This window comes from Pseudomonas sp. FW507-12TSA (assembly GCF_058781435.1).
This window is the reverse complement of sequence record NZ_JBYSWT010000001.1, coordinates 74,366-97,706: the sequence shown is the minus strand read 5'-3', so window position 1 is coordinate 97,706 and position 23,341 is coordinate 74,366. Positions and strand designations below refer to the sequence as shown.

At 66.8% G+C, this 23,341-nt stretch carries 18 protein-coding genes; 11 read left to right on the top strand and 7 right to left on the bottom strand.

Annotated elements, in window-relative coordinates; all coding sequences use genetic code 11:
- The first annotated feature begins 4 nt into the window (after nt 1-4).
- The 10 genes from AC3WK8_RS00480 to AC3WK8_RS00435 all read left to right on the top strand — a co-directional run bounded on the left by AC3WK8_RS00480 (nt 5) and on the right by AC3WK8_RS00435 (nt 14,467).
- A complete protein-coding gene (locus AC3WK8_RS00480) occupies nt 5-1,330 on the top strand; it encodes a DotU family type VI secretion system protein (RefSeq protein ID WP_103326210.1) in 1,326 nt (441 codons plus the stop codon).
- Nucleotides 1,327-4,830, top strand: a complete 3,504-nt coding sequence (gene tssM, locus AC3WK8_RS00475) for a type VI secretion system membrane subunit TssM (RefSeq protein WP_053133605.1) — start codon at nt 1,327-1,329, stop codon at nt 4,828-4,830. Before AC3WK8_RS00480 ends, tssM begins: the two co-directional genes overlap by 4 nt.
- Complete coding sequence (gene tagF, locus AC3WK8_RS00470; protein WP_103326211.1) at nt 4,827-5,480, top strand: type VI secretion system-associated protein TagF; 654 nt, start codon at nt 4,827-4,829, stop codon at nt 5,478-5,480. Before tssM ends, tagF begins: the two co-directional genes overlap by 4 nt.
- The gene (locus AC3WK8_RS00465) at nt 5,481-6,215 is read left to right on the top strand and encodes a PP2C family protein-serine/threonine phosphatase (RefSeq protein WP_022641861.1); all 735 of its coding nucleotides are present in this window, start codon (nt 5,481-5,483) and stop codon (nt 6,213-6,215) included. It abuts the gene before it with no gap.
- 2 nt (nt 6,216-6,217) lie between these two features.
- Nucleotides 6,218-9,304, top strand: coding sequence for a serine/threonine-protein kinase (locus AC3WK8_RS00460; RefSeq protein ID WP_103326212.1), 3,087 nt, complete (start codon nt 6,218-6,220; stop codon nt 9,302-9,304).
- Nucleotides 9,304-10,020, top strand: a complete 717-nt coding sequence (locus AC3WK8_RS00455; RefSeq protein ID WP_103326213.1) for an ABC transporter ATP-binding protein — start codon at nt 9,304-9,306, stop codon at nt 10,018-10,020. Before AC3WK8_RS00460 ends, AC3WK8_RS00455 begins: the two co-directional genes overlap by 1 nt.
- Nucleotides 10,020-11,222 (top strand): ABC transporter permease, encoded by a 1,203-nt coding sequence (locus AC3WK8_RS00450; RefSeq protein WP_085594195.1) that lies wholly within the window; start codon nt 10,020-10,022, stop codon nt 11,220-11,222. The genes AC3WK8_RS00455 and AC3WK8_RS00450 overlap by 1 nt, the downstream gene beginning before the upstream one ends.
- A 22-nt stretch (nt 11,223-11,244) precedes the next feature.
- Nucleotides 11,245-12,927: a formylglycine-generating enzyme family protein gene (locus AC3WK8_RS00445; RefSeq protein WP_256592376.1), complete on the top strand. Its 1,683-nt coding sequence runs from the start codon at nt 11,245-11,247 to the stop codon at nt 12,925-12,927.
- Nucleotides 12,928-13,010: 83 nt separating this feature from the next.
- Nucleotides 13,011-13,943, top strand: coding sequence for a type VI secretion system-associated lipoprotein TagQ (tagQ, locus tag AC3WK8_RS00440; protein WP_085594200.1), 933 nt, complete (start codon nt 13,011-13,013; stop codon nt 13,941-13,943).
- Between the two features lie 140 nt (nt 13,944-14,083).
- On the top strand, nt 14,084-14,467 hold the full coding sequence (locus AC3WK8_RS00435) for a hypothetical protein (protein ID WP_022641855.1): 384 nt from the start codon (nt 14,084-14,086) through the stop codon (nt 14,465-14,467).
- Nucleotides 14,468-14,561: 94 nt separating this feature from the next.
- On the opposite strand, the gene AC3WK8_RS00430 is transcribed toward AC3WK8_RS00435, so the two are convergent.
- The 6 genes from AC3WK8_RS00430 to exbB all read right to left on the bottom strand — a co-directional run bounded on the left by AC3WK8_RS00430 (nt 14,562) and on the right by exbB (nt 21,389).
- Nucleotides 14,562-15,962, bottom strand: a complete 1,401-nt coding sequence (locus tag AC3WK8_RS00430; RefSeq protein WP_085594202.1) for an aminoacyl-tRNA deacylase and HDOD domain-containing protein — start codon at nt 15,960-15,962, stop codon at nt 14,562-14,564.
- A gap of 79 nt (nt 15,963-16,041) precedes the next feature.
- On the bottom strand, nt 16,042-18,117 hold the full coding sequence (gene recG, locus AC3WK8_RS00425; RefSeq protein WP_022641854.1) for an ATP-dependent DNA helicase RecG: 2,076 nt from the start codon (nt 18,115-18,117) through the stop codon (nt 16,042-16,044).
- Nucleotides 18,118-18,126: 9 nt separating this feature from the next.
- Complete coding sequence (locus AC3WK8_RS00420; protein WP_022641853.1) at nt 18,127-19,047, bottom strand: hydrogen peroxide-inducible genes activator; 921 nt, start codon at nt 19,045-19,047, stop codon at nt 18,127-18,129.
- 147 nt (nt 19,048-19,194) lie between these two features.
- The gene (locus AC3WK8_RS00415; RefSeq protein ID WP_085594204.1) at nt 19,195-19,947 is read right to left on the bottom strand and encodes an energy transducer TonB family protein; all 753 of its coding nucleotides are present in this window, start codon (nt 19,945-19,947) and stop codon (nt 19,195-19,197) included.
- Nucleotides 19,944-20,372, bottom strand: a complete 429-nt coding sequence (exbD, locus tag AC3WK8_RS00410) for a TonB system transport protein ExbD (RefSeq protein WP_085594206.1) — start codon at nt 20,370-20,372, stop codon at nt 19,944-19,946. The genes AC3WK8_RS00415 and exbD overlap by 4 nt, the downstream gene beginning before the upstream one ends.
- Before the next feature lie 6 nt (nt 20,373-20,378).
- Nucleotides 20,379-21,389 carry a tonB-system energizer ExbB gene (gene exbB / locus AC3WK8_RS00405; RefSeq protein ID WP_103326215.1) on the bottom strand — a complete coding sequence of 337 codons (1,011 nt, stop codon included), beginning with the start codon at nt 21,387-21,389 and terminating at the stop codon, nt 20,379-20,381.
- Between the two features lie 189 nt (nt 21,390-21,578).
- On the opposite strand from exbB, the gene AC3WK8_RS00400 reads away from it, so the two are divergent.
- Nucleotides 21,579-22,436 (top strand): NAD-dependent epimerase/dehydratase family protein, encoded by an 858-nt coding sequence (locus AC3WK8_RS00400; protein WP_103326216.1) that lies wholly within the window; start codon nt 21,579-21,581, stop codon nt 22,434-22,436.
- A gap of 122 nt (nt 22,437-22,558) precedes the next feature.
- Here the strand turns inward: AC3WK8_RS00400 and AC3WK8_RS00395 are convergent, their stop codons facing one another.
- Nucleotides 22,559-23,299, bottom strand: a complete 741-nt coding sequence (locus AC3WK8_RS00395; RefSeq protein ID WP_103326217.1) for a hypothetical protein — start codon at nt 23,297-23,299, stop codon at nt 22,559-22,561.
- Between the last annotated feature and the right edge of the window lie 42 nt (nt 23,300-23,341).

Below are 23,341 nucleotides of genomic sequence, written 5' to 3'. Positions count from 1 at the left end.
CGCGATGCATCCGTTCGACGATTCGGCAGGGCAGCCGTCCCCGGCCAACGACCGCACCCAATTCATGCCGCGCCCCGGTGGTCGCGCGCCCGAGCCCGGGCGCCCGGCAGCCGCTCCGGCGCCCTCGCTGGCGATGCCGGCGGCGCCGCTGGCTTGCGGCCAGGCCCAGGGCCTGAACCCCCTGGAGAGCGCTGCTGGCCCGTTGCTGGCATTGCTCACCCGCCTGCGCAGCACCCTGGCGCATCCGGCGCCGGCCAGCCTGCGGGCGCAACTGCTGGCCTACCTGCGCCAGTTCGAGGAGCGCGCCGAGGCCGCTGGCGTACCGCGCAACGATGTGTTGCTGGCCCGCTATGCGCTGTGTACCGCCCTGGACGAGGCGGTGCTGAGCACGCCTTGGGGCAGCACCAGCGACTGGGGCAAGCAGAGCCTGTTGATCACCGTGCACAACGAGGCCTGGGGCGGCGAGAAGGTGTTCCAGCTGTTGGAGCACTGCCTGCAGAGCCCGCGCGAGCGTTTGTACCTGCTGGAGCTTTTGTACCTGTGCATGTGCCTGGGTTTCGAAGGCCGCTATCGGGTGATGATCGACGGTCGCAGCCAGCTCGAGGCCCTGCGCGAGCGTACTGCGGCGACCATTCGCAGCGCCCGTGGCGAACATGAGCGCGAGCTGTCGCACCACTGGCGCGGAGTGACCGTGGCCCGGGACCGCCTGGCCCAGTTCATGCCGCCCTGGGTCGGCATCGCCATCGGTGTGGCGTTGCTGCTGGCCCTGCTGTTCGGCCTGCGCCTGAAGCTGGCGGCGGATGCCGAGCCGGTGTTCAAGAACATCCATGCCCTGGGCGAGATCCCGGTGCAGACCCTGGACCGTCCGGTGATCCAGCCCAAGGTGGTGGAGCGTCCGCGCCTTTCCGGGTTCCTGGCCGACGATATCCGTGCCGGGCGCGTGGCGGTGGAAGACACCGCCGACCGCTCGGTGGTGACCATCCGTGGCGACGAGCTGTTCGCTTCCGCCAGCGCCAGCATCCGCGACGAGTACCAGCCGTTGATGCTGCGCATCGCCGATGCCGTGCGCAAGGTCAAGGGCCAGGTACGGATCACCGGCCATAGCGACAATCGGCCGATCGCCACCCTGCGCTTCCCCTCCAACTGGAAGCTGTCCCAGGCCCGCGCCGAATCGGTGCAGGAGATCCTCGTGGCGAAGACCGGGCAACCGGCACGCTTCAGCGCCGAAGGCCGCAGCGATACCGAACCGCTGGCCACCAATGCCACTGCCGAAGGGCGGGCGCGTAATCGTCGGGTAGAAATCAGCGTATTGGCGGAGGGGGTCGAGTGAAGGCGTTTTTCAGTTTTGTGATTCGCTGGGTGATCCCGCTGCTGGGCCTGATCGCCCTGAGCCTGATCATCTGGTTCATCGGCCCGCTGCTGGAGTTCCTGGTGCCGGAAGGCCGGCGCTGGGCGCTGATCATCTTCATTTTCGCGGTGTGGATCGCCTACCGGGTGTTTCGCATCATCCAGGCCCGCCGGCATGCGGCCAAGGTCTTGCAGAGCCTGGCGGCCGACACGCCACCGGACCCGGACAGCCTGGCCACCGCCGAGGAGCTGGCGGCCCTGCGCCAGCGCATGGACGAGGCCCTGGTGCTGCTGAAGAAGGCCAAGCTCGGCGGTGACGAGAGGCGCAACCTCTACGAACTGCCGTGGTACGTGATCATCGGTCCGCCCGGCTCGGGCAAGACCACCGCGCTGGTCAACTCCGGCCTGCATTTCCCCCTGGCGGCACAATTGGGTGCCGGCGCCGTGCGTGGTGTCGGCGGGACGCGCAATTGCGACTGGTGGTTCACCGACCAGGCCGTGCTGCTGGACACCGCCGGCCGCTACACCACCCAGGACAGCCATGCCAACGTCGACAAGGCGGCCTGGCTGGGCTTTCTCGACCTGCTCAAGACCCAGCGCTCGCGGCGGCCGATCGATGGCGCCTTCGTGGCCATCAGCCTGTCCGACCTGCTGCTGGGCAGTGAAGCCGAGCGAGCGGCCCATGCGGCGGCGATCCGCCTGCGGATCCAGGAGCTGTACACCCAGCTGGGCGTGCGCTTCCCGATCTACCTGATGCTGACCAAGCTCGACCTGGTGCCGGGCTTCATGGAGTTCTTCGACTCCCTGAGCAAGGAAGAGCGAGCCCAGGTCTGGGGCATGACCTTCGCCCTGGATGACGGCAAGGGCAGCGACAGCCCCCTGGCGCACCTGCCGGCGGAGTTGGCGGCCCTGGAGCAGCGCCTCAACGAGCGCCTGGTGGAGCGCCTGCAACAGGAGCGCGACCCGGCGCGGCGCGACCTGATCTACGGCTTCCCGCAGCAGTTCGCCGCGCTCAAGGAGTCCTTGCAGGGCTTCCTCGAAGGCGTGTTCAAGCCCAATGCCTTCGAAGAGCGGGTGCTGCTGCGCGGGGTGTACTTCACCAGTGGCACCCAGGAAGGCAGCCCCATCGACCGCCTGATCGGCGCCATGGCCCAGAGCATGAACCTGGACCGCCAGCACCTGGCGCGCCAGACCGGCACCGGCCGCAGCTACTTCATCGAGAAGCTGTTCAGTGCCGTGGCTTTCGCCGAGCGCGGGCTGGTGGGGGTCAACCCCAAGGTCGAGCGTCGGCGCAAATGGATCGCCCGTGGCGCCCTGGCCGCCAGCGTGGCCCTGGTGCTGGTGGTCGGCACCCTGTGGATCGTCAGCTACCGGGCCAACCAGAGCTATATCGCCCAGGTCGACCAGCGCGTGGCGCCGGTGCGCCAGGGCGTGCAGAACCTCAGCCCGGCCCAGCGCGATGTGCTGGCGGTGCTGCCGCTGCTCAACGCGACCCGCAACCTGGCCGGCGATGCCCCGGGCTGGGCCGAGGGTCTTGGCCTGTACCAGGGCGATATGCTCGAGGCCGAGTCCGCCAGCGTCTATCGCAAGCTGCTGGTGGCGGTGTTCGCCCCACGGTTGATGACCCGCATCGAAGAACAACTGCACAGCGGCGGCAACTCGGACTTCCTCTACGAGGGGCTCAAGGCCTACCTGATGCTGGCTGACAACGAGCATTACGATGCCGACTTCATCAAGGCCTGGATCACCCTGGACTGGGACCAGACCCTGTCCCGCGAGCTGCCGCCCGACCAGCGCCAGGCCCTGACCGGGCACTTGCAGGCGTTGTTCGAGAAGCATCCGCCCAATGCCCGCCTGGACCAGCGCCTGATCGACGACCTGCGCCGCCAGTTGCAGCAGTTGCCGGTGGCCCAGCGGGTCTACGACCGGGTCAAGCGCGCCAAGCTGCCGGCCGGCGTGCCGGACTTTCGCCTGAGCGAAGCCGGTGGCCGCGATGCGGCGCTGGTGTTCACGCGCAAGAGCGGCAAGCCATTGAGCGAACCCCTGAGCGGGCTGTTCACCGCCAAGGGTTATCGCGAGGGCTTCCTGCTGGCCAGCGTCAACCAGGCCGGCACCCTGGCCGAGGAGCAGTGGGTGCTGGGCCGCGACCAGGCCGAGCAACAGAACGTCGCCAGCCTGGCCGCCGATGTGCGCCGCTTGTATTTCCAGGACTACCTGCGCCAGTGGGACGCGCTGCTGGCCGACATCGACTTCGTGCCGATCACCAGCGTGGCCCAGGCCGCCGACGTGCTGCGGATCATCTCCGGTCCCACCTCGCCGTTGAAAAAACTGCTGGTGGCGGTATCCAGGGAAACCGACCTGCAACAGGAAGAACGCCTGCTGGCGGCCCAGGGCCAGAAGGTCGAGGGCGGGGTCGACCAGCTCAAGCAGCGCCTGGGTTCGCTCCTGGGCCAGGAGCAGGCAGCGGGTCCGGCGGCCGTGGCCAGCGAAGACCCGGTGAGCCTGCACTTCGCCGACCTGATCAGCCTGGTGAGCAAGGGCGAGGGTGAGCCGGCGGCCATCGATGGCCTGCTGGCGGACATGAACGCCCTGTACGTGCAGGTCAGCGCCATGGTCGGCGCCAGCGGCGATGCGCTGCTGGGCGAAGCCAAGAACCAGGCCAGCGCCGCCGCGGCCCGGGTCAGCCTGACCGCCGCGCGCCAGCCGCCAGTGGTCCAGGGATTGGTCAAGTCGGTGGTCGGTTCCACCACCAACACCATGATGGGCGGGGTGCGCAACCAGTTGAACGCGGCCTGGGTCAGCGAGGTGGTGAATGTCTACCGCCAATCCCTGAGCGGGCGCTACCCGATGTCGCCGGGCAGTTCGCGGGATGCGACCCTGGAGGACTTCGGCCAGTTCTTCGGTGCGGGCGGGGTGATGGACAGCTACTTCCGCAAGTACCTGCAGCCCTACGTCAACACCTCCACTGCTACCTGGAGCTGGCAGCCGGGAGCGGCGCAGAAACTGGGGATTTCCCCCGGGGTGTTGCAGACGTTCCAGCGTGCTTCGAACATCCGCGATGCGTTCTTCCGCTCCAGCGGCGGCACCCAGCCGGCCGTGCGCTTCGAGCTCAAGCCGGTGGAGATGGACGCCAATATCAGCCAGTTCCTGCTCGACCTGGATGGCCAGCAACTGAGCTACGACCACGGCCCGAGCCGGCCGGTGGCCATGCAATGGCCGAACCCGGGAAGCATCGGCGTGGTGCGCCTGTCGATCATGCCGCCGTCGGCCAGCGGGCGTTCGGGGATCACCCTGGACGGCCCCTGGGCCTGGTTCCGCCTGCTGGAGCAATCGGACCTTTCCGCCACCAACTCGCCGGACCGCTTCAACCTGCGGTTGCGGGTCGATGGCGCGAGCATTTCCTATGAGCTGCGTGCCAGCAGCGCCTTCAACCCCTTCAAGAGCCGGGTGCTCAGCGGCTTCAGCCTGCCGGAGCGGCTATGACGGCGCCCGGCCTGTACGGCAAGCTGGCCAGCCGTGGCGATTTCGTCAGCCGTGGCCTGCCGCAGAGCTTCATCGGCCCCTGGGACAGCTGGCTGGCGGCGGGTTTGCTGGCCAGCCAGAACGCCATGGGCGAGCACTGGCTCAACGCCTACCTGGTCAGCCCGTTGTGGCGTTTCGCCCTGGCCCCGGGCCTGTGCGGGCCCCAGGCGGCGGTCGGGGTGGTGATGCCGAGCATCGACCGGGTCGGGCGCTATTTCCCCCTGACGGTCGCCGCGCTGCTGGAGCCCGGCGAAGACCTGGCCTCGCTGGTGAGCGGCCCGGACCAGTGGTTCGAACAGGTGGAGGAGCTGTTGCTGGCAACCCTCGACGAGGGCGCCAGTTTCGAGGCTCTGGAAGAAGGCTTGCAGGGCCTGGGGGCGCCGCTGGCGACAGCGCGTGCCGAAGGCAGCCATTACGCCGGCCTGCAACGCTTCTACGTGAATGACCCACAGGCCCGGAGCGCGGTTCTCGCCGCCCTGGCCCTGGACGGGTCGAGTGTCTGGTGGGGACGTGGCTCGCAGTACATCAGTCCGATGCTGCTGCGTTGCCAGGGGCTGCCGCCAGCCAGTGATTTTGGGCAATTTCTGCTCGGGCAAGAGGGTGCCGTCTAAATGCGTTCAGCGCCACAACTGTCCTACCAGTCCGCCAGCTACAGCCATGTCGGCATGGTGCGGAAAATCAATGAAGACGCCTGGCTCGAAGCCCCGGAAACCGGCCTCTGGCTGGTGGCCGACGGCATGGGCGGGCACGCCGCCGGCGACTACGTCAGCAGCCTGATCGTCGACAGCCTGCGCGCGGTGCCGGGCGGCGACAGCCTGGAGCACTACGTCGCGGCGTTGCGCAATGCCCTGGCGGCGGTGAATGCCGCAGTGCGCGAGGAAACCGCCAACCGTGGCGTGACCATGATGGGCAGCACCGTGGTGCTGCTGGCGGTACGCGGCGACCAGGCGGTGTGCCTGTGGGCTGGCGACAGCCGCCTGTACCGGCTGCGCGACGAGCAACTGGAGGGCATCTCCCGGGATCACAGCTACGTCCAGGACCTGCAGGACAGCGGCCTGCTCAGCGAGGCCGAGGCGCGGGTCCATCCGCGGGCCAACATCGTCACCCGTGCCATTGGTGTCGAGGCCCAGCTGGAGCTGTCCCAGGTCGACCTCCAAGTGCAGGCCGGCGATACCTTCCTGCTGTGCAGCGATGGCCTGAACAAGACCGCCGAGGACTTCGAGCTGCGCGACGTGCTCAGTCACAACGAGCCCAACGATGTGGTGCGCAGCCTGATCCACCTGGGCCTGACCCGGGGTGCGCCGGACAATATCACCGCGATCGTGATCAAGGCCGCAGGACACTGACCATGGACATTCTGATTCCCGGCTTCGATATCCAGGGCGAGATTGGCGAAGGCGCCATGGCCAGCGTGTACCTGGCGACCCAGCGCTCCCTGGAGCGCAAGGTGGCGCTCAAGGTCATGGCTGCCTCGCTGGCCGCCGACCCGAGCTTCTGCGAGCGCTTCCTGCGCGAGGGCAAGACCCTGGCGCGGCTGTCCCACCCGCACACCGTGACCATCCACGACATCGGCAATGTCGGCGAGCTGTACTACATGGCCATGGAGTACCTGCCCAACGGCACGCTCAAGGAGCGCATCGCCGCCGGGCTGACCCCGGAGCAAGGCCTGACCTACATCCGCCAGATCGCCTCGGCCCTGGGTTATGCCCACGCCCAGGGGCTGGTACACCGTGACGTCAAGCCGGCCAACATCCTGTTCCGCGCCGATGGCACGGCGGTACTCTCGGACTTCGGCATCGCCAAGTCCCTGGATGATCGCACCCAGTTCACCCAGGCCGGCTTCGCCGTCGGCACTCCAAGCTACATGAGCCCCGAGCAGGCCCGTGGCCAGGACATCGACGGCCGCGCCGACCTCTATGCCCTGGGCGTGGTGCTGTACGAAATCCTCGTCGGCAAGCTGCCGTACAACGGCACCGATGCCTTGTCCACGGCCCTGGCCCACCTCACCGAACCATTGCCCGAGCTACCGGTGCACCATGGCCGCTACCAGCACATCCTGGGCAAGCTGCTGGCCAAGGACCCGGCGGAGCGCTACCCGGATGCCGCAGCCTTGCTGGCGGCCCTGGACAACCTGCCGGCGGCGGCCCCGGAGGTCGAGGCGACGCTGATCCAGCCGTTGCCCTTGCCGCCCCTGGAGGTGCCCGCGGGCAACGACCTGGCCGGGTTGACCCCGGTCTCCATCGAGATTCCCCGGCAGGCCCCGCAACCGGCCCCGCGCCAGGAGCCGCGTGCGGAACCTGTGGCGCAGCCCCAGCGCGTCTCCAGCCTGCCGCCCCAGGGCGCCGAGCCGGCCGGGCAGCGGCGTGGCCCGGTGCTGGCCCTGGCCGGCGTGGCCGTGGCGGTAGCCCTGGCCGTGGCTGGTGGTGGCTATTGGTGGTTGTCCGGGGACAGCCCGCAGCCAGCGCCCAAGACCGTGGCCGGCACCCCGGCCTCCGGTAGCGCCAGCACGCCCAGCGTGGCGCCGCCGGTGAACCAGCCCGTGGCGAGCGATGCCGATGGCGGCCAGCGGCCGTTGCTGATGGCGGGCAAGAAGACCCTGTTCCAGCGAGTGCTGAGCAAGCCTGGGGCGAGTTTCTCCAGCGAGCCCGGAGCTGCCCCGGGCGCGGCGGTGCCGGCGTTCTCGGTGCTGTACGTGTACCAGCGCAAGAGCCTCGACGGCCGCACCTGGTTGCGCCTGGGCGCGGCCAGCGATGGTCGCAGCGCCGGTTGGCTGCCTGAGGACCAGGTCAGCGACTGGAAGCAGAGCCTGGTGCTCAAGTTCACCGAGCGCTCCGGGCGAGCGCCGGTGATGTTCGTGCGCCAGGCCAGCCAGTTGGAACGCCTGCTGGCCGATCCTGCGGCGGCCAAGAACCTGCTGCTCAATGCGCAGAAGAATCCCCAGGATGACCAGCAGGTGCTGGCCCTGGAACCCAATGCCAGCGCGGTGCCCCAGGACCAGTTCTACCTGCTGCCGATCTTCGACGCCAAGGAGAGCTTCGACGAGAACGGCCAGCCGGTGCAGTTGCTCAATGTCGCTTCCATCGACCCGGGCAACAGCCCGCAGAGCATCAGCGACAGCGCCGGCAAGCGCCTGCCGGTGAATACCGCGCCAGCCGCCGGTGACGCGTTCCGCACCGCCGTGGTGCTGGTGGTGGATACCTCGGTGTCGATGCAGCCCTACATCGACCGGGTCCGCGATGTGGTGCATGAGCTGCAAGGCAAGCTGGCCGCGCGCGGCGATCTGGACAGCGTCAGCTTCGGCCTGGTGGGCTTTCGCAACAACATCAAGAAGACCCCGGGCCTTGAGTATGTCGCCAAGACCCTGGTGACCCTGGACCAGGGCCGCGATCCCCAGCGGTTCCAGGAGCTGGTGAGCCAGGTCAAGGCCACCAGCGTGTCCAGCCACTCGTTCAACGAAGATGCTTTCGCCGGGATCATGCAGGCAGTGGAGGGCATGGACTGGAAGGGCTACGGCGGCCGCCTGATCCTGCTGGTCAGCGATGCCGGCGCCCTGCGCAAGAACGACCCCTACAGCCGGACCCAGATGAACGAGGCCGAAGTGCGCCAGGCGGCCCTGGGCAAGCAGATCAAGATCTATGCCCTGCACCTGCGCTCCGATGCCGGCAAGAAGAACCACGCCCAGGCCGAGACCCAATACCGGGTGCTGACCGCCGACGCCAACCCGAAGATCGGCGACCTGTACATCCCGGTACCCGGTGGCGACGTGGGCAAGTTCGGCGAGCGGGTCGACGAGATCGGCACGGTGTTCGCCGACCTGGTGCACCAGGTGCGCAGCAACCAGGAGCAGGCCGTCCCGCTGCTGGCGGCGAGCCCGAGCATCGCCGAGAAGTCGGCGGCCATCGGCTACGCCATGCACATGGATTTCCTCGGGCACAAATCCGCCAGCCAGGCGCCGCAACTGGTCAGTGCCTGGACCGCCGACCGCGACCTGACCAACCCGGCGCTGCCGGCGTTCCAGGTCTGCGTGATGCTCACCAAGCTGCAGCTCAACGACTTGCAGCAGTCGCTGAAATTGATCGTCGACGCGGCGCGCAAGACCCAGACCTCGCCCAAGGATTTCTTCCAGGAAATCGCCAGCGCCAGTGCCTACATGAGCCGCGACCCGGCAGCCCTGCGCAAGGGCGGCAACCTTGCCGACGGCGGCGTGCTGGGGGAATACCTGGAAGGCCTGCCGTATCGCAGCAAGTCGCTGAACATGACCCAGGACCTGTGGTTGTCGTTGAGCGTGGCCGAACAGGAAGACTTCATCGACGAACTGGATTCGAAGATCCGTCTCTACGAGACCTTCCACAACGACCTGGCCAACTGGGTGCGCTTCGGCGATGCCGAGCCGGGTGATGCCCTGTACCGCGTTCCGTTGTCGACCCTGCCCTGATGCTGAACCTTCTGGATGTGCGCAAGAGCCGCGGCGAGGGACGCCAACGCTACAGCCTGGTGATCCCCAGGCTGCAATTGCGCGCGGGCGACCAGTTGGCGGTGGTGGGCCCCAGCGGCTGCGGCAAGAGCACCTTGCTCGACCTGCTGGCGCTGGTGCTGGCCCCGGATTCGAGCCGGCGCTTCGATTTCGCCCCGGACCGGGAAACCCTCGATATCGCCGGGATCTGGAAGCAGGCCGGGCACAGCGCCCTGGCCGAGCTGCGCAGCCGGCACCTGGGTTATGTGCTGCAGACCGGCGGCTTGCTGGGGTTTCTCGATGTGCGGGGCAACATCAGCCTGCCGCGCAAGATGCTGGGCCTGGCCGACGAGGGCATTCCCCGGCGCCTGGCCGAGCGCCTGGAGATCGTCGACCAGCTCCACAAGAAACCCGCCGATCTGTCGGTGGGCCAGCGCCAGCGGGTCAGTTGCGCCCGGGCCCTGGCCCATGGACCGCAGGTGCTGCTGGCGGACGAACCGACCGCGGCCCTGGACCCGTTGAATGCCCAGCGGGTGATGCAACTGCTGGTGCAACAGGTGCGGGACCAGCAGCTGTGCTGCGTGGTCGCCACCCACGATGAACCGCTGGCGCGGGCCAATGGCTTGCAGATCCGGCGTATCGCCTGCCAGCGCGATGTCGATGGCGGCGTGACCGCGACCCTCGGGGAGGCGTGCTGATGCGTGCAGCCCTGATCGCGGCGCTGGCCTGGCAGGACTACCGGGCCGATACCTGGCTTTCGGCCTGCTCGGTGCTGGCCTTGGTGGCGGTGATCGCGCCGTTGCTGGTGCTGTTCGGACTCAAGTTCGGCCTGGTCGGCAGCCTGACCGAGCGCCTGGAGAAGGACCCGGCGGTGCGCGAGATCATCCCCCTGGGCGGCGGGCGCTTCAGTGCCGCGTTCATTGCCGAACTGCGTCAGCGCCCGGACGTGGCGTTCGCCTTGCCCAGGACCCGGCAGATCGCCGCCACGGCGGAGTTGGCGCGAGGCGAGGGGGATGTTGGCCTGACCGTGGAAATGCTGCCTACCGCGCCTACCGATCCCTTGCTGGGGTCGTTGCCGGCATTGCAAGGCATGAACGGGGTGGTGCTCAGCCGTACCGCCGCCGAAAAACTCGGGGCCCGGCCTGGGGATTGGCTGCAGGCCAGTTTCGGCCGCCAGGTGGCCGGGCGAAGCGAGGTGCAGCGGACCCGGGTCCAGGTCGAGGGCGTGTTGCCCCTGGAGGCATTTGCCCGCGATGCCTTGCTGGCGCCGCTGGAGTTGCTGGAGGCTGCCGAGGACTATCGCGACGGCCGTGCGGTGCTGGCCATGGGCTGGGCCGGTGGCGCCCCGACCCAGGCCGGGCAGCGGGTGTACCCGGCGTTTCGCCTGTATGCACGCAGCCTCGACGATGTCGAGCCGCTGCGCCGCTATTTCGCCGAGCGCGGCCTGCTGGTGTCGACCCAGGCCCAGGCCATCGCCCAGGTGCAGTCGTTGAGCCGCAACTTGTCGATCGTGTTCTGGATCATCGCCGGGCTGGCCCTGGCCGGGGCCTTCGCGGCGATCTTCGCGGGCGCCCTGGCGGCGGTGGAGCGCAAGCGCCGGGAGCTGTCGGTGCTGCGCCTGCTGGGTTTTTCCACCGGGGCTCTGCTGCTGTTCGTGGTGGCCCAGGCGCTGTACAGCGCCGCTTTCGCCGCCGTGCTGAGTGGCGTGTTGTATGCCCTGGCCCAGGCCGGGCTGAATCATTTGTTCATGCAGGTGCCGGGCGAGTACGCCAGCCATCTGCTGCCGGGCCACTTCGGCCTGGCCCTGTTGGCGACGCTGGGCGTCAGCACCCTGGCCGCCGCGCTGGGCGGCTGGCGGGTGGCGCGCATTGAAGCCTGTGAAGGAATTCGCGATGTATAAGTTGATCAGCGCCGTGCTGGCCATGACTCTGGCCGGCGCCGTGTGGGCCGAAGAGCCCGACAACAAGATGGACAACCCCAAGCCCCTGGCCGGCGATGTCAGCCTGCCGTTGCCATGCGATGGCGAGATGGTGTTCCGCTACGTCTACGTGCTGGCCCAGGGCACCCTGGATGACCGCGAGATCAACCTCGGCTATCCCTTCGCCGAGGGCGAGAGCGGCTACCAGCAGTCGTTCATTTCCGGCTATCGGCGGGACTACATCAACGGCCAGTTCACCCTCAAGGACTTGCCGGGCCCCTGGGCCAAGACCATCGGCCCGCTGCTGCCCAAGGCCGGCACCGGGGTGCCGCTCAAGCCGATGATGTACTTCATCGGCAAGTACGAGGTCACGGCTCGCCAGTACGCCCAGGTGATGGCGCAGGCCCAGTCCCTGGCCAGTGGCGAGCCGGCTCCGGCCTGCGAGGCGCCGGAGGGCATGCAGGGGCGCCTGCCCAAGGTCAAGCTGTCGCGCTTCGAGGCCGAGCGCTTCGCCGCGGTGTACAGCGCCTGGCTGATGAAGAACCATCGCGACCTGCTGCCGGTCAGCGGGCGTGGCGGTTCTGCCGACGACGGCGGCCTGGGCTTCGTGCGCCTGCCCACCGAAGTGGAGTGGGAATACGCTGCCCGTGGTGGCCAGGCGGTGAGCCGCCAGGAGCTGGAAGGCCGGCTATTCCCACGGCGTGTGGAGGGCAGCGAGAGTGATGGCCCGCTGGGCGATTGGGCGGTGTTCAACCAGGTGGCTGGCGGTACCGGCCAGGCGGCACGACTGATGCCCATCGGCACCAAGTTGCCCAACCCCATCGGTTTGTTCGACGTGATCGGCAACGCCGCGGAGATGGTCCAGGAGTCCTTCCAGCTGGTGCACGCTGGCCGGCGCCAGGGCACCTATGGTGGTTTCGTGGTCAAGGGCGGCAACTACCTGGAAGGCGAGGGCACGCTGTTCACCGGCATGCGCCGCGAATACCCGCTGTTCGCCGCCGATGGCACCGAGCAGAGCAACGAGACCACCGGCTTCCGGGTGGCCATTGGGGCGCTGTCGGCGCCGCGCTCGCGCTACAAGGAACTGTTCGCCCAGTGGCAGAAGGAAGGGCGCCTGGCGTCCCTGACCGACGCCATCGACGACGCCCAGGACCCGACCAAGCGCCTGGACAGCATCATCGCCGCCAGCGTCGACCCACGGCTACAGGCCGAGCTGGGGCTGGTGAACGAAGAGCTCAAGCGCAACGTTTCGCTGATCGCCCAACAGCGCGAGGAAGCGGCGGGCAACCTGATCCAGTCCTCGGCACTGGTGGCCGAGACGATCAACAACTACAACATTCGCCTGACCAACCTGAAAAAGAGCCAGCAGCAAGCCCTCGATGCCAAGGATGAACCCAGCGCCAAGCTGTTCGCCGAAGCCATCGACAACGGCCGCAGCGCCCTGGACGGGGCGGTGGCGATCTATATCGATAACCTGGCCACGGGCACCCGTTACACCGACGCGGTGATCCAGGCGCAATTTCAACGGATCAAGGAAGAGCTCAATCGCAAGCCGGTGCTCGGCAAGAGCCTGGTGACGCGCGCTACGTTATTCGTTCGCCATGTCGGGGACTACCGCCAGAAACAGCGGGCCGACCCGGCGACGATTTTGAAGGAACTGCTCGCATCGACCGGTCAGAAGTCGTGACCGGCCGCTGTCTGTCGAGCCTGGAGGATCTCGGACGACCTTGAGTCGCGCCGAGTTGGTCAAACTTAATCGAGATCACGAACATGCTTTTTTCCCGCAACCCATTTGCTTCAACGTCCAAGCGTCACCTGCTGTTGGTTGCCGCCGGGTTCAGCACCGTATTGACCGGTTGCGCGACCTCTCCGGTATCCAAGGTGGCCTCCACCACCAAGGTCGAGTACTACCCGAGCTGCTACGAGCCGGTGCAGCACCTGCGTGCCACTGATTCGGACATGACCAAGTCGGTCGTCACCGGTGCCGCCCTGGGTGCTGCTGGCGGCGCCTTGCTCGGTGCCCTGACCGGTGACGGCGACCACCGTGGTCGCAACGCGGCCATCGGCGCTGCTGGTGGTGCCCTGGCTGGCGGTGCTGCCGGCTACTACACCGAGCGCCAGAAGCAGATTGCCGATGACAACCAGCGCATCGCTTCCTACGCTACCGACGTCAACAAGAGCGTGGCCGACATCGACCGCAGCACCGCTTATGCCCGTGCTTCGCAGACGTGCTACCAGCGCGCTTTCGACAGCCTGATCAGCGCGCGCAAGGCCAACAGCATCAACGATGTCGAAGGTCGCAAGCGCCTGGCGGAAATCGTCAGCGGCCTGAAGGAATCCAACGACCTGATCACCGCGGTGAACGGTCGGGCCAGCGAGGACCTGAGCAAGTACAACCAGGCCTATGAGCAAGACCTGCAGCAGGTGGGCGTGCAGCGCACCGACGTGGTCAAGGTCGCCACCGCCGACACCACTGCAGTGACCAGCACCGGCAAAGGCAAGGGCAAAGGCAAGACCCCTCCGAAGGCGAAGCTGCCAGTGGTGCCCAAGGAAGCGGTGAGCACCGAGAAGTCGATGCAGCAGGCCAAGACCAAGCAGGCCGAGAGCAACAAGGTGGCCACCACCGGCCAGACCCAGGTCAACAGCATGTGCAAGAACCCGGACCTGGGCGACTGGGCACCGGTACCTTGTCCTAACGTCTGAGTCAGTGATTGTCTGACAAGATGTAGCGATAAGCGCTGAACGCCAGGCGATCTTCGAGCAATCGAACGGATCGGCTGGCGCTCGGCGAGTTACAGGTTACACTGCGCCGGCCATCCAATAATTCCACTGAGGCGCCGCGCATGAAATTTCGTTTTCTCCTCTGGGTGCTTGGCCTGTTGATGGGCAAAGCCAGTCGCAACAATCCCGCTTTCCAGCAACAGTTGGGCGACAAGGAGCTGGTTTTCCAGCTGCAGACGCTCGATGGCAAGGTTGCTCGGCATTTCTTCGTCAAGGACCAGCGTGTCACCAGTCGTTCGGGGTTCTATCCCGAGCCGGCGTTCGCCATCGCCTTCAAGGACGCGGCGTACGGCTTTGCCACCATGCAGGCGAAGAACAAGCAACTGGCGTTCATGACCGGGATCCAGGACAAGTCGATCCAGATCAAGGGCAATCCGGCGCTGGTGATCTGGTTCCAGGGGCTGACCAAGTACCTGAAGCCCAAGAAGTCCAAGCCCAAGGCTTGAGGCGTTCGACGCGCCAGTCGGCGGCAGGGCCGCGACCGGTCGCAGGAGATGATCCGGAAGGGACTCTGCAGGCCGCAAGGGCCTGCAGAAAGACTCAGGCCTGGCTGAATTGCGAGGCCAGTTCGCGCAGCAATACCTCGGCTTCAAGCACCTTGCTCACCACATCCTCGGCCTTGTCGCGACTGAGCCCCAGGCGTTCGAACAGGGCCTCGGGAATCTCTTCGCGGGGGCCGGAGCCGATGCCCCGGCTGCGCAGCAGGCGCACTGCCAGGCAGACCAGGTTCGGGTACTCGGCATTGGCGCCGTCGTAGCCTGGGTCGTGCTGGAAGCGCAGGGCGGTGCACAACTCGTCCGGCATGTCCCAGTAGCGCATCAGCCAGGAGCCGATCTGCTCGCGACTGATGCCCAGCAGGTGCTGCTCGATGTAGCTGTGGCACAGGTGCGGGTTGACCTCCAGGTGCCGGCAGATCAGCGAAAAGTGCGGCGGGAACACATGGGCCAGCAGCAGGTAGCCGAAGTTGTGCAGCAGGCCGGCGAGGTAGGTCAGGCCGGCTTCGGGGCGCTGGGCCCGGGGCATGGCGCGGGTCAGGCCCTCGATCACCGCGGCGGTGTAGATCGACTGCTGCCAGTACGGCGTGGCGTGCTGCGGCTGGTCCTTGGGCAGGCTCAGGGTCTTGCCCAGGGCCAGGCCCAGGGCGAGGTTGATCACCAGGTCGAAGCCGAGCACGCGGACGATGGCGTCTTCCACCGAGCGGATCTTGCCCGGCGAGGCGTAGTAGGGCGATGCCGCCCAGCTCACCACCTGCGCGGCCAGTGCCGGGTCGGTTTCCACTACCCCGGTGATGTCGTCGATGGTGGCGTTGGGGTCGACCCGCAGCTTGATGATCTTCTGTGCGGTTTCCGCCAGGGGCGGGATCTCGATGGTGGCTTCCAGGCGCTGCTGGATGCGCCGGGCGGTGAAGGCCTGCATCGCCTGGGAGATTTCCTCGCGGTCATCGTCCGGGCGGTCGAGGTTGGGGCGGATGCTGCTCAGGGACTCGCCGAAGGTACCGGCGCTGGCCTTGCTGAGCATGCCCTTGAAGTCTTCGCGAGTGATTTCCAGCAGCACGCCCGGCTCGCCCGAGTGGATCAGCAGGCTGGGCTCGTGCAGCAGGCTTTCTTCGTACAGGCAGGGCGAGCTGGTCAGGGCCGGCAGGCCAGGCAGCAGGCTCAGGCTGTGCTTGCCGAGCATGCGCTCCAGGCGTTCGGTGGAGACCGAGCGCAAGCGTCGGCCGGTGAGCTCGGCGAGGCGGTTCAGGTCCAGCAACTGGCTCTGTGGGAACAGCACCATCAGGGCGCCGACGGCGTCATCGAGCAACACCGCCTGGACTTTGCGCGAGGCGGGCAGTTCGGGGTGGTCGATGACTTCGTTATAGCCGATGGCCAGCTTGCCGAGCAGCAACCGGATGACAGATGGCGCGTGCGGGGCTGCAGTGGCGAGGGCAACTTCTGTCATGGCGTGGTATCCGTTTTTCTACAATGTGACCATTATAACCAGCTTGGTCATTCCAATGGTTCACTAACTGAGGCTTGGTTCACACTTGACCGTATTGCTGGCCGTGGCGCAACCAGCGCTCCAGCAGCGGACTGACGTGGGTCGGCCAGCGCTCCAGCAGTGCCTGGGCGGCGTCGCGCACGGCGGGCAGCAAGTCGGCATCGCGCATCAGGTCGGCGACCTTGAACTGCAGCAGGCCGGTCTGCCGGGTGCCGAGCATTTCCCCCGGGCCGCGCAATTCCAGATCCTTTTCGGCGATGACGAAGCCGTCGTTGGTTTCACGCATGATGCCCAGGCGTTGACGACCGATTTGTGAAAGCGGCGGATGGTAGAGCAGCACGCAGTGGCTGGCGGCGCTGCCACGGCCGACCCGGCCGCGCAACTGGTGCAGTTGCGCCAGGCCCAGGCGTTCCGGATTCTCGATGATCATCAGGCTGGCATTGGGCACGTCGACCCCGACCTCGATCACCGTGGTGGCCACCAGCAGTTGCAGGTTGCCGGCCTTGAATTCGGCCATGACCGCGGCTTTTTCCGGCGCCTTCATGCGGCCATGGATCAGCCCCACCCGCAGCTCGCCGAGGGCGCTGGAGAGGTCCTCGTAGGTGGTCTCGGCGGCCTGGCAGGTGAGTTCCTCGGATTCTTCGATCAGGGTGCAGACCCAATAGGCCTGGCGTCCTTCGGCGCAGGCGGCGCGCACTCGCTCGATCACCTCGATGCGGCGGCTGTCGGTCACCAGCACGGTGTTCACCGGAGTACGCCCGGGCGGCAGTTCGTCGAGGATCGAGGTGTCCAGGTCGGCATAGGCGCTCATGGCCAGGGTCCGGGGAATGGGCGTGGCGGTCATGATCAACTGGTGCGGGCAAAGTCGGCCGCCCACGCCTTTCTGGCGCAGGGCCAGGCGCTGCTGGACGCCGAAGCGGTGTTGCTCGTCGATGATCACCAGGGCCAGGTTCTTGAATTGCACTTCGTCCTGGAACAGTGCGTGGGTACCCACCACCATGGGCGCGCCGGCGGCGATCTGTTCCAGGGCGGCGCTGCGGCTCTTGCCCTTGAGCTTGCCGGCCAGCCAGGCGACTTCCAGGCCCAGCGGCTCCAGCCAGCGCTTGAAGGTGATGAAGTGCTGTTCGGCGAGGATCTCGGTGGGCGCCATCAGTGCCACCTGGTAGCCGGCCTCCAGCGCTTGCAGGGCCGCCAGGGCGGCGACCACGGTCTTGCCGGCGCCGACGTCACCCTGGATCAGCCTCAGCATGGGTTCGGGCTGGCTCAGGTCGTAGGCGATCTCGTTGCCTACTCGCTGCTGGGCGCCGGTGGGAGCGAAGCCCAGGTTCTTCAGGTAGCGGGCCGGCAGCTTCTTGGCCACTGGCAGCACCGGCGCGCGTTGGGAGCGCTGGCTGTCGCGCAGGCGCTGCTGGGACAACTGGTGGGTCAGCAGCTCTTCGAAGGCCAGGCGGTGCTGGGCCCAGTGATGACCCAGGGCCAGCTCATCGACATCGGCGTCGGCCGGTGGGTGGTGCAGGTAGCGGATCGCGTCGTCCAGGGGCGCCAACTGATAGTCCCGGGCCAGCTCCTCGGGCAGCCAGTCCGGCAGGCTGCGGGGGCCGAGCATGGCCAGGCTCTGCTGGCAGAGCATGCGCAGGCGCTGTTGGGTCAGGCCTTCGGTGAGCGGGTAGATGGGGGTCAGGGTCTGGTCCACCGGCGGTGGTTCGTCGCCGCTGATGGCGCGGTATTCGGGGTGGTAGATCTCCAGCCCCGAGGCGCCCGGGCGGGCCTCGCCGTAGCAACGTACCCGGGTGCCACGCTTGAGGCCTTCCTTCTGGGCGTTGCTGAAGTGGTAGAAGCGCAGGCTCAGGCCGCCGGTACCGTCCTGCAGGCGCACCAGCAGGCTGCGGCGCTTGCCCATGACCACGTCGGCGCCGCTGACGGTACCCTCGACCACCGCATCCTGGCCCGGGCGCAGGGCGCCGATGGGGACCACGCGGGTACGGTCCTGATAGCGCAGGGGCAGGTGGAACAGCACGTCCTGGAGGTTTTCCAGGCCGACCTTGGCCAGCTTCTCGGCCATGGCCTCGCCGACGCCCTTGAGTGCCGTCACCGGCACCTTCGACAACTCGGTCATGGTGGCGGCTTAGCTGGCGACGGGCGGCTTGGCCACGGAGCACAGGCGGATCGAGTCGGCGAGGATCTCGATGGCCTTGGGCCGCGGGAAGCTCGCGCGCCAGGCGATGGCCACGGTGCGAAATGGTGCCGGCGGGGTCAGCGGACGGACCTCGATGACCCCCGGGGCGTAGTGGTGGCTGTCCACCGCCGACAGCGGCAGGATCGAGACGCCCAGGCCCGAGGCGACCATGTGGCGGATGGTTTCCAGCGAGCTGGACTCCACGGTGGTGTGCTTGGCGCCGTCGTTGCCCTTGGTCAGGGTCGGACAGGCTTCCAGGACCTGGTCGCGGAAGCAGTGGCCTTCACCCAGCAGCAACAGGCTCTTGTCGTTGAGCAGGCTGGCGTCGATGGTTTCCTTGCGGGTCCAGGAGTGGTCGCTGGGCATCAGCACATAGAAGGGTTCGTCGTACAGCGGCAGGGTCAGCACATCGGCTTCGTTGAACGGCAGGGCGATGATGATCGCGTCCAGCTCGCCGTTGCGCAGCTTGTCGCGCAGCACGTGGGTGAAGTTCTCCTCGATGTACAGCGGCATCTGCGGGGCGACCCGGTGCAGCTGTGGAATCAGGTGGGGGAACAGGTACGGGCCGACGGTATAGATGGCGCCGACCTTGAGCGGGGCGGTCAGCTGGTTCTTGCCGGCCTGGGCCAGTTCACGGATGCCCTGGGCCTGCTCCAGGACCTTCTGCGCCTGGGCGACGATGGTTTCGCCTACCGGTGTCAGGCGCACGGCGCTCTTGCTGCGCTCGAAGATCAGCACGCCGAGTTCGTCCTCGAGCTTCTTCACGCCGACCGAGAGGGTGGGCTGGCTGACATGGCAACGCTCGGCGGCATGGCCGAAATGCTGCTCCTGGGCAAGGGTAACGATGTAGCGCAGTTCTGTAAGGGTCATAGCGGGCGTCCGTGAGGTTGCGGCCAAGCATAACGGCTGCAATCGATAGACGCACGTTATCAGACTGAGGGAGGAGTGCGACACCCGCCAATGCCTGCGTCGGACGGGTTGAATGCGAAGGGCACCCTGGGGTGCCCTTGCCTTGGATCAGCGGCGGCCGCGGCTGCGGTCGATCTCGTAGTTGTACGAGGCGGTGATTTCCACGCTGCCGTTGTTGAGCATGTCGGCGGGTGGCTTGGGCAGCGGTTGGGCGCGACGGATCATGTCCAGGGTGGCGCGATCCAGGTCGGCATTGCCTGAACGCCCGACCAGCTCGTAGGACAGTACCTTGCCTTCGGCATCCACCACGAAGCGCAGGGAGTTGGTGCCTTCCTTGCCGCGTCGCTGGGCTTCGCTCGGGTAGCGCTTGTACTTGGCCAGGTGCGCCTGCAGCTCGCCCTGCCAGTTGGCCTTGGCGGCCGCCTGGGCTGGCGATGGACCTGGGGTCGCCGGTGCCGGGTTGCTCGACGTTGCCGGTGTCACCGGAGCGTCGCTGGGCTTTTCGTCGGAAGGTTTTTCCTTCGGCGGCTCAGGCTTTTCCACTGGCTTTGGTGGTTGTGGCTTGGGCTTCTGCTTGACCGGCTTGGGCACCGAGATGGTGGGTTTGGGCGCTTCGGCGAGTTTGGGCAGCGGCAGCTCTTCCACCGGCGCCGGTGGTTGTGGCGGGGTCACCACTTTCGGTGGTGCCGGAGGCGGCGGCACAGGGGCAGGCGCCAATTCGACCACCATGGCTTGGGGTGGAATGGGCATCGGCTGTGGCTTGGACCAGTTGAGGGCGAGTGCGATCGCCGCCGCGTGGACGCCCAGCACCACGGCCAGGCTACCGCTGTAACGCGTCAGTCTTTGGCGCGTCGTGATCATTTCTTGGCTGCCGTCTCGAGTCCGACCAGGCCGACTTTCAGGTAGCCGGCCGCACGCAGGTTGTCCATCACGCCCATCAGGTCGCCGTAGTCAACGCCCTTGTCGGCCTGGAAGAAGATCGTGGTGTCCTTCTTGCCCTGGGTCTTGGCGTCGAGGGCGGCGCCCAGGGTCTCGGCCTTGATCTCATCGTCGCCGAGGAACAGGCGCTGGTCGGCCTTGACGCTGAGGAACACCGGTTTCTCAGGGCGCGGCGCCGGCTTGGCGCTGGAGGCGGGGAGGTCGACCTTGATGTCCACGGTGGCCAGGGGAGCGGCCACCATGAAGATGATCAGCAGCACCAGCATCACGTCGATGAACGGCGTGACGTTGATCTCGTGGTTTTCGGCCAGGTCGTCGCCTGCCCCTTCCTTCAAATGCAAGCCCATGGCCGATTACCCCACTTTCACCATGTGCGGTTGTGCGGAACGCTCACCTGGCTGGTGGTCCAGGTCGCGGCTGACCAGCAGCAGGACTTCAGCCGAAGCGTCGGTCACCTGGGCCTTGTAGCCGGTGATCGAGCGGGCGAAGACGTTGTAGATCACCACTGCCGGGATCGCGGCAACCAGGCCCAGGGCGGTGGCCAGCAGGGCTTCGGCGATACCCGGGGCAACCACGGCGAGGTTGGTGGTCTGGGTCTTGGCGATGCCGATGAAGCTGTTCATGATGCCCCACACGGTACCGAACAGGCCGACGAAGGGGGCGGTGGAGCCGATGGTGGCCAGCACGCCGGTGCCGCTGCTCATGTTACGGCCGCAGGCGGCTACCAGGCGCTCCAGGCGGAAGCTCACGCGCTCCTTGATGCCTTCCTTCTCCCGGCTATTGGCCGACAGGCGCATTTCTTCCAGGGCATCGTGGACCAGCAGGTTGGTCAGCGTGCCTTGCTTGGTTGCGCCGGCGCTGGCTTCCTTGAGGTTGGTGGCCTTCTTCAAGGCAGCGATTTCATGGCGCAGGCGGCGCTTGGCGCCCATCAGCTCGAAGCCCTTGGCGATCCAGATGGTCCAGGTGATGATCGAGGCGATGGCCAGGCCGATCATCACCAGCTTCACGATGATATCGGCGTTCTGGTACATGCCCCAGGGCGACAGGTCGTGGGCCATGCCCAGGGTGTTGTCGGCTTCCAGGACTTCGGGAAGATCCTGGGCGGCTAGTGGCTGGCCATCGACCGGAGCTTGTTCGCCGTTTGCCGCAGCTGCGGCGGGAGCCGTGGCAGGTGCTGCCGGATCGGTGGCTGGGTGCTCGGCGACCGGCGCGGAGGCGGCTGGAGCCGGGGCTGGTGCGTGCTGGTCGGCCCAGGCTGCGGTCGGGGCCAGCAGCAGGCTGCACAGCAGCGCGGCGGCTGCGCCCATGGTGCGCAGCGGGCTTGGGCGTGTGGTTGGCGAGACGGAGAATGGGTTGCTTGTCATGCTGGCCGGACCTGAGAGGAGAATAGGGTGAATGTCCTTCTAGGCCTCGCAGGGCCGAGAACAAAATGGGTGGTCATTATTGCAAGTAATTCTTGTTAACAGAAGTAATAGAGTATCTTTTTTTCTTCGATTGCTAGCCGTTCGTCCACTGCGAAAGCTAGGCTTGACCTTTGTGCAAGGAGTTTTCTGATGTCTGCCCCCTCTATTCTGATCGCCGGTTGCGGCGATGTCGGAAGTCGCCTGGCGACTCAACTGTTGGCCGAGCAATGGCGAGTCTATGGCTTGCGTCGTACGGTGTCGCATTTGCCCCAGGGGGTGCTTGGCGTCGCCGGCGATTTGTTCAGCGAGCAGTGCCCGACGGACTGGCCCCGGGAACCCCTGGACTACCTGGTGTATTGCGCCGCGGCCACCGAGCATGATGAGGCCGGGTATCGCGCCGCCTACGTCGAGGGGTTGCAGCACGTGCTGGGCTGGCTCAAGCAGCACGGCCAGCGCCCCAAGCGCCTGTTGTTCGTGTCCAGCAGCAGCGTCTACGAACAGAAGGATGGCGAGTGGATCGATGAAACCTCTCCCGCCGAGGCCAGTGCCTACTCCGGGCGCCTGATGCTGGAGGCGGAGCAAGTGGCCTTGGATAGTGGAATTCCCGCCAGCCGGGTGCGCCTGACCGGCATCTATGGGCCTGGGCGTGAGTGGCTGTTGACCCAGGTGCGTCGGGGCTATCGAGTGGCGGTGGAGCCGCCTTTGTATGGCAACCGTATCCACGCCGACGATGCCGCCGGCCTGCTGGCCTGCCTGCTCAAGGCCAACCACGCGGGGGTAGTGCTGGAGGATTGCTACATTGGCGTGGACGATGCGCCTGCGCCGCTGGCAGAGGTGGTCGGCTGGCTGCGCGAGTACCTGGGAGTGACGGAATGGGCGGCGGACTCCAGCGTCCGGCGCACCGGGAGCAAACGTTGCACCAACGCTCGGGCGAAGGCCCTGGGTTGGGTGCCACGCTATCCCAGCTATCGCGAGGGGTATGCGGCGATTCTTGAAGGACAGGGCTGAGGCAGACCTTCTGACCTGTCGCCTGCGCCAAGGCCGGGGCCGGCTCCCGAGGGGAGCCGCTACCGCTAAAGCGCAAGGCCTTGCGGGCCTTGTCACCGACTGCGGCAGCGGTCACCGGCGAATTACTGCTTCTCCAGCAGCCACTGCTGGTTGCCCGGGGTCAGCGATGGAACCTCGTCCGCCAGGGCGGTATTGACCGCCTGGAAGATCTCCAGTTGCTGATCCTTGCGCACGAAGATCCAGGAGTTGCCACGGCCATTGAGTTGCAGCCAGATGCTGTCGTTGCCGCCGCTCATCGAGGCGCAGTCGCCAGCCAGGCACAGGGCATAGCGGTCCACGCCCGGCAGGCCTTGTACTGCGCCGTCGGCCTGGAATTCCACGCCGTTGCCTAGGCCTGGTCCGTTGACGATCTTCCATTTGCCGCCCAGGTACGCCGAGTACAGGGCGCGCTCGAAGTTGGCGCCCAGGGGTGCGCCCTCGGGAGCTGGCTCCTTGGGGCGGTCGAAGACTTGCTCGGGCTCGTTGTCGTTGGCGACCTGGAGCAGGCGCTTGCCGTTGCGCTTGAGTTCTGTGGGCGCGCTGCCGTAGACCTCGATCTTGGCGGAGTCGGTGCTTTCGCTGGGCAGCTTGCCTTCGACGGTCTCGAACCCATTGGTGTAGCGGGCCTGGCCAGCCTTGGTGTTGATCTCCCACTCCAGGGTCGGGCCATTGGCCTGGAGGGCTTCACGCAAAGGTCCGCCCTTGGAGGCGGCGTCGATCGCTACCTGATTGATCCAGATGCCGCCGACATCGTGTTTGGCGGGGTCGCTGGCACAGCCGCCGAGCATTGCGGCGAGCAGCGAAACAGCTAGCGCTTTGCGCATGATGGAATCCTTTCAGAACGAAAACGGCGCGGCCTGGACGGC